The sequence below is a fragment of the Pseudomonas typographi genome, from assembly GCF_014694385.1.
GTDB classification, from domain to species: Bacteria; Pseudomonadota; Gammaproteobacteria; order Pseudomonadales; family Pseudomonadaceae; genus Aquipseudomonas; species Aquipseudomonas typographi.
The window spans coordinates 1-255 of the sequence record NZ_JAAOCA010000183.1 but is presented as its reverse complement, the minus strand read 5'-3'; the positions used below and the strand labels follow the sequence as shown (position 1 = coordinate 255).

The 255-nt window shown below is 61.2% G+C and carries 1 protein-coding gene; it reads left to right on the top strand.

Going from position 1 to position 255, the window contains the following annotated elements; genetic code table 11:
- On the top strand, positions 1 to 255 hold a 255-nt coding region (locus HAQ05_RS28315; protein ID WP_190427770.1), incomplete at both ends, for a hypothetical protein.

Genomic DNA, 255 nt, shown 5'->3' with positions numbered 1-255 from the left:
GGCGCCCATTGCAGAATCGGTTTATGCGATCGAAACGGCCGAGGTGGTGCCAGAGACTTACCGCATCCTGACCGTCACCGAGAATTTCGGCGATGACAAGCTGCAGTATGACGTGGTGGCGGTGCAGAACAATGCGAGCAAGTTCGCGGCGATCGACTCCGGCGCGCAGATCGTCACGCCGCCCACCACCACCTTGCCCGGTGCGATCCAGGCGCTACCCACCAATGTCGTGCTGTCGACTTTCGACGCGGTGAA